The sequence below is a fragment of the Vibrio hepatarius genome, assembly GCF_043642085.1.
In the GTDB taxonomy this organism is placed as follows: domain Bacteria; phylum Pseudomonadota; class Gammaproteobacteria; order Enterobacterales; family Vibrionaceae; genus Vibrio; species Vibrio hepatarius_C.
The window spans coordinates 1-3,063 of sequence record NZ_JBHZSA010000036.1 but is presented as its reverse complement, the minus strand read 5'-3'; the positions used below and the strand labels follow the sequence as shown (position 1 = coordinate 3,063).

The 3,063-nt window shown below is 41.4% G+C and carries 4 protein-coding genes and 1 pseudogene; 3 read left to right on the top strand and 2 right to left on the bottom strand.

Features of this window, described 5'->3' with window-relative positions:
• The first annotated feature begins 98 nt into the window (after positions 1–98).
• A complete protein-coding gene (locus ACHUFZ_RS21135; RefSeq protein ID WP_394128698.1) occupies positions 99–746 on the top strand; it encodes an HAD family hydrolase in 648 nt (215 codons plus the stop codon).
• 297 nt (positions 747–1,043) lie between these two features.
• Here ACHUFZ_RS21135 and ACHUFZ_RS21130 read toward each other — a convergent pair.
• A pseudogene (locus ACHUFZ_RS21130) lies at positions 1,044–1,244 on the bottom strand (hypothetical protein); the annotation flags it as partial.
• 242 nt (positions 1,245–1,486) lie between these two features.
• A complete protein-coding gene (locus ACHUFZ_RS21125) occupies positions 1,487–1,675 on the bottom strand; it encodes a hypothetical protein (protein ID WP_102392630.1) in 189 nt (62 codons plus the stop codon).
• A gap of 341 nt (positions 1,676–2,016) precedes the next feature.
• Here ACHUFZ_RS21125 and ACHUFZ_RS21120 point away from each other — a divergent pair, with 341 nt between their 5' ends.
• Complete coding sequence (locus ACHUFZ_RS21120; RefSeq protein ID WP_199437621.1) at positions 2,017–2,334, top strand: antibiotic biosynthesis monooxygenase family protein; 318 nt, start codon at positions 2,017–2,019, stop codon at positions 2,332–2,334.
• A 171-nt stretch (positions 2,335–2,505) separates the two neighbouring features.
• The gene (locus ACHUFZ_RS21115; RefSeq protein ID WP_005472418.1) at positions 2,506–2,871 is read left to right on the top strand and encodes a VOC family protein; all 366 of its coding nucleotides are present in this window, start codon (positions 2,506–2,508) and stop codon (positions 2,869–2,871) included.
• The last annotated feature ends 192 nt before the right edge of the window (positions 2,872–3,063 follow it).

Here is a 3,063-nt window from a genome sequence, read left to right as displayed (position 1 = left end):
CTACTTCAAATTTAGTGTTTATGACACAATGCTTTAGGTTTGGGTGGCGGCGTTGTTCACCCCTTAATTGGGCGTTATACAAACCCACAAATTTCAACATGGAGAGTGTTTTGAAAGATTATCAAGTCTATTTATTTGATATGGACGGCACATTAGTGAATTCGGAGCCACTGAAAGGAAAGGCTCTGGCATTAGCTTGCGCAGATTATGGTTCAGAGGTTGATTTTAATATTTATAAGGACGTGATGGGAGAAAGTTGGCCTGTAGTTACAGGTCATTTCTTTAAAGCTGCATCTATTAGTCCTGAACTAGCTGAGTTTAATACACATTTTCGTGCTCACTACGAGCGCCTTTTATCTGAAAGTTTAGAGTTAAATATTGGTGCAAAAGAGTATATAAAACAATTAAACAAGAATGGAAAAAGATGTGGTGTAGTTAGCTCTGCAGCAACATGGATGGTGGACAATATTCTTGACGCTTTAAATCTTACGGAAGCTTTCGAAATTGTTATTACTCAAGAGCATGTAACTAAACATAAACCCGATCCTGAAGCTTATAATTTAGCTTTATTACATCTAAATATTTCTTCAGATAATGCGCTGATTTTTGAAGATTCGACAGCTGGAGTTTTGGCTGGCAAAGCTAGTGGTTGTGAGGTTGTTGCGATTAAGCATGCGTTTAATGGTAAAAATGATATGAGTGCAGCTTCTAAAATAATTGAAGCCTACGATGAAATGTTTGTATAACAAACAATTTAAGCTGACAGCCAACGCGCGGCATTTTCAGCTCCAAATGGTTTGGGTGTAATCGGTGCGTTGCTTTGGGTTCAGGTTTGCGTTGGTCTGCAACTTAATTGGGCGTTAGCTTCTATGAGAAACGGGAGGTACTCTCGCCAGCTTCCTTGTCTCTTTAAGCAGTTGTGTCCAGCTTAATGAGTTTCCACTTATCTTGTTGATACAAGGTGTCAACGAAAACAGTAGTTGATATGCTTTTCCGTGAGCAACAGGCAAAATTACGGCTTTACTACGACGCTTTTGAGGTTCGATAGAACCATCATCGTGGATAACTACGTTAATGTCTTGCGCATATGCAGCTAAAGCTTCATCAATAGAGTTATCTACGACTTCAAAAACCATATGGTGTAGCCCATGATCGTCGCTGTCCCCGATATACATACCAGGTCGGCGTCTTACGGCATCTAAGCCTTTTAGAACTTTTATTGAACTCGAATCATAACTACTCATCTAGCAATATCCTGCTCTGATAACAACTCTCCGCTGCTTCGGTGAGTTATCACTCCACTGGAGGAAATGGCGCTCCCTCCAAGTGATTACAGAGGTTAAATTAGGTTAGTTTTAGGAGTTGGTTTCATATTCGCTCCTTTTAAAGTTAATCGTTGATTTTTCTGTGTGTTTACATGCTTACTTTTTTCTTCGTCCGATAATCCTCCTTATTCGCAAAGTGTAGTTAACTTGCCAAAGCCTAACTACGAGCCAAGATACAGTTTGATTAGAAAGACGATTAAGTTAGTAACTCCGATTGCTAGTAATCGCACCTGAATTGCTGCAATTGCATAGTCAATGGCTTCTTTTTGCTCAGTCGTCAATCTTGAATCTAGCTCTTTACGAAGCTTTTTAAGTGTATTTAGGTGTTTTTTGCGGGTGGTTTCAGTCATATCCGAATTCTCCATGGATATGAGGAAGCCACCAAACCCAACTGTACGCTACGAGCAGGTTGTAGCTAGTTTACGATATGGGGACTATTGCACTATAATCAAGGGGATATGGAAAAAAAAGCTAACAAACTGTTTAAGAGTGATTCGCAACGCGTGGCATTTTTACTATGCGTTGCGTTTAGTGTTTAAGGTGGTATGCGGGAGCTTCGGTATTGCGTTGCTCACACCTTAACAGGGCGTTATACCCTTCTCGCGAAAATAGGCAAAGTTAGTTGAATAAATATCTTCCTAGGGTAGCTTAGACAGCAATGGACTATCTGTTTAGCTCAAAGGAAATTACCATGTCTAAAATAGCTCAAACCCCTACACCACCATACTATGCTGTGGTCTTCACTTCGGTACGAACTGAAGGTGACAACGGATACGGTGAAATGGCGGCTAAAATGCTTCGTTTAGCGGAACTTGAGGAAGGTTTTCTAGGCGTAGAGTCAGCACGAGAGGAAGTGGGGATAACCGTCTCGTATTGGACAGACTTGGCTTCCATTAGAAAGTGGAAACAAAATACGGAACACTTAGAAGCTCAAAAGATCGGGCGGAATTCTTGGTACGAGTCATTCAAAGTGCGTATCTCGCTAGTTGAGCGCGATTATGGTATTTAGTCGCTAAAAAGTACGGGTATAACAAGCAATTCAAGCAGACCCTCAACGCTTGGCATTTTTGGTTTGCATCAAGTTCTGTGTTGCCGAGGAATGCGGAAAGGAAGTCAGGGCGTTTCGGGCTACTTAATTGGGCGTTAAGCTACAAACAGTCGAAAGGAATTGGTACTAGAAATGGAAAATCTGAATACAGTAGAAATAAAATCGTTTGTGCCCGCCAAAGACTTTGAGCTTTCGAAGCGCTTTTATCAGAGTATTGGCTTCGAACTCGCATCAGAATTTGATGGAATCGCGTACTTCAAATTTGGCTCTTGTCCGTTTTTGCTCCAAGACTTTTATGAACCGGCTCATAGTGACAATTTCATGATGCACCTTTTAGTCGAAGATGCCCAAAGTTGGTATGAGCATGTGCTGAAACTCAATTTAGAGGAAGAGTTTGGTTCCAAGGTGACAGAATTGGTTGAACAGCCGTGGGGAATGCTAGAGTTTTGCATCACAGACCCTAGCGGTGTGTTGTGGCGTATAGCCGAGAACAAGTAGCTTAACAAAGCGTTTAAGACAGATTCGCAACGCTCGGCACTTTCGGTTTGAGTCTGTTTTAGTGTTTACGGCACAATGGTTAGGTTTAGTGGTAGTGTTGCTCACTACTTAACGCGGCGTTATGCATAAGGAGAGGTTATGACGATTACCGGTGAATGTTTTTGCAGTGAAATCAAGTACAAAGTCGAAGGT

Bases quoted from the DNA above. Each gene is read 5' to 3' on its own strand.
- ACHUFZ_RS21135 (WP_394128698.1), top strand. From the start codon at position 99: ATGGAGAGTGTTTTGAAAGATTATCAAGTCTATTTATTTGATATGGAC.
- ACHUFZ_RS21125 (WP_102392630.1), bottom strand. From the start codon at position 1,675: ATGACTGAAACCACCCGCAAAAAACACCTAAATACACTTAAAAAGCTT.
- ACHUFZ_RS21120 (WP_199437621.1), top strand. From the start codon at position 2,017: ATGTCTAAAATAGCTCAAACCCCTACACCACCATACTATGCTGTGGTC.
- ACHUFZ_RS21115 (WP_005472418.1), top strand. From the start codon at position 2,506: ATGGAAAATCTGAATACAGTAGAAATAAAATCGTTTGTGCCCGCCAAA.